2 pseudogenes are annotated in these 2,622 nt (G+C 59.0%); both read right to left on the bottom strand.

Annotation, left to right across the window (positions count from 1 at the left end):
- Positions 1 to 744: pseudogene (locus tag F6X42_RS42195) on the bottom strand (hypothetical protein); the annotation flags it as partial.
- A gap of 45 nt (positions 745 to 789) precedes the next feature.
- A pseudogene (gene aspT / locus F6X42_RS42190) lies at positions 790 to 2,479 on the bottom strand (aspartate-alanine antiporter).
- Positions 2,480 to 2,622: the final 143 nt, after the last annotated feature.

The raw sequence follows: 2,622 nt of genomic DNA, 5'->3' as shown, positions 1-2,622 counted from the left end.
GGCCGCCGCGTGCCCGTCGATACAGTCTCTCCCGCGGTGTTCTCCATCGCATTGCTCCGTCGTTACGATGGCTACACCTTCGCACCGCGTGTACGTGCGTTCAAGACGGGATGCGCTGACGGATACCTTGATGAGGTGATTCTGCTTCATCGTATTGAAGATATACGTCATCGCTGCCGTCCCGCCCTCGACGGCATAGATGTCGAACTCGCCAATGAACGGATGCTTTCCGATCATCTCGCGACGCAGGTAATGGCCGACGATGACTTCCGACAGTTTCAACATGCGGTCGGGCACGGGGTAGTTCGACGCCAGAATGCCTTCGCACATCTCGTACAGGAAGTCCCCGGCGGGCAGCCCCAGTTGGTCCCGGACATACGAAACGGCACTGGCTAAAAAGTCGATTCCAGCGACCCCCCTGTTCTCACGAAGAAACAATTCGAACCGTTCCGTGAGCCCGTCGCGTTTCGGAAATCCGCCGACTCCTTCGGGCATGTAGGCGAATGAGCGCTCGGATTCACGCATCGCGAACAGACCCAGTTGCCAGAAGCCGTGTCGCGGAATGGTGGCGAGAAAGTTCGGGTTTCCCCTCCCCGCGTTGAGCATCGAAGCATTCGCCGGCCGCTCGACGGCACCGCCGCCGGCTGCCTTGATGAGTTCGTCCTTGAGTTCGAACGGGCTGAGCGAAGCGAGTGCTGCCGCCTCTCCTTTACCTCCGTCATGCTGCTTGTGCGACTTGGACATCGAACACCTCCACGAGCGTATCGATCGATAAACGACGAGCGGCGGCTAGGAAAGAATCATCACAACGACCATGCCCCATATCGTCAAAAGTGTGTTGCCTACTGCATAGGTTGCGGTGTACCCGAGACCTGGAACCTGGCTCTTCGCGGCGTCGCAAATCATCCCGAGCGCCGCGGTGGTCGTTCGCGCGCCGGCGCAGATGCCGAGCAGAATGGCCGGGTCGAATTTGAACAGGTACTTCGCGATGTCCATGCCAAGAATCAACGGAACGGTTGTGCTCAAGATGCCCCATAGAAAAAGACTCACGCCAAGCTGTTGCAAGCCTCTGACAAACCCGGGGCCGGCCGTGATACCGATGACCCCAATGAACACGTTGAGCCCGACGGAATTCATGAACCAGACCGTTGGCTCGGGAATCCGGCCGAACGTCGTGAATGGCTCGATACCAGCCGAACCCAATGCCCGCAATAAGCGCGCCGCCCGATGTCGAGAGCGTCAAAGGTATGGTTCCGGCCCGAATCACGATTGATCCAATCAGCGCGCCCAGCGTAATGGCAAGGCTCACGAAGGCGATGTCAGCCACGCTCGTCGGGCGGTCGAGAACGCCTAAGGTTTTCGCTGCCGCCGTCGTATCCTGCGTACGGCCAACGATCGTTATCGTGTCGCCGCGATGCAGTGTCGTGTTCGGCAGAATAGAAATTTGCGTCTCCGTCGGGCCTCGCCTGATTTTGCGCAGGTAGACGCCGCGAGCGCCCGGCAAATGAGCAAGCTCTTGCAACGTCTTTCCTTCGACCTCTTTGGACGTGATGTACACGTCGACCCCTTCGACCGGAACCGCGAGCAATTCCGGGTCGTCCACTTCGGCGGCGCGTTCGGCGATCAGTGAAACGAGCAGTTCACGCCGGCCACCCACCGCCGCGATATCGTCTGCCTTCAGCTCCATGTCGAGCGTCGCCTCGAGAATCGCGCCGCCCCGGCGGATTCGCTGAATAAAAAGCCGCGCACCGTCCGGAGCGTTGGCTTCCGCGGCAGCGACCGTCATGCCGACGATGGGTGCTCCCGGCGCGATCCGATAGGCGCGAAGCTCGAACTTGTGCCATGCCTGTCCCGCACCTCCGAGTTCTTTTCCGCCGCTCAATCGGGCCTCGTACTCTTTGCAGGCGGCGACAAGATCGATGCGCATAAGAATCGGACCCAATATCCCCAGAATGACTGCCGAGCCGATCGTGCCGAAGATGTAGGTGACGGCGTACGCCGTGGGCATGGCGTTCAGCAGAGTTTTCGTCTCATCGGGCGGAAGACCGAGACGATTGATCGCATCAGTGGCGAGTCCCATCGACGCCGAGATGGTCTGCGAACCGGCGAATAGTCCCGCTGCGGACCCGAGGTCGTAGCCGGCGATTTTGGCTGCTGCAACGGGGACGACGAGGCAAAGAACGCACTGAATGACCGAGAAGAGTGCCTGCGGTAAACCGTCTTTGGCGATGCCTCGAACAAACTGTGGCCCTACCCCGTAACCAACGGCGAACAGGAACATCAGGAAGAAGACCGATTTGACGTTGGCCGAGATGGTGATGCCGAGCTGGCCAATTGCGATGGCGGCCAGCAACGTAGCGGTCACGGCGCCGAGGCCGAACCCTTTGTAGCTTTTGCCGCCGACCCAGTAACCAATACCAAGCGAGAGAAAAACAGCAATTTCCGGATATTGCCGAAGGGTTTGAGCAATCCAGGACATACGGCCTCCTTGTTCCAGGGCGCGATCAAATTTGAAGTGCAACACCTTGCTCGTGTAAGGTGTGCCAATGCAAAAAAGAAGTTACCAACAACTGCAGCCTGAAGAACGCATGACGATTGCAAGCATGAAGCAGCAGGGTTCGA

The sequence above is a fragment of the Paraburkholderia podalyriae genome (assembly GCF_014397785.1).
Classification (GTDB): domain Bacteria; phylum Pseudomonadota; class Gammaproteobacteria; order Burkholderiales; family Burkholderiaceae; genus Paraburkholderia; species Paraburkholderia podalyriae.
Note: the sequence above shows the minus strand (reverse complement) of the source record. Positions and strands in the feature narration are given on the sequence as shown.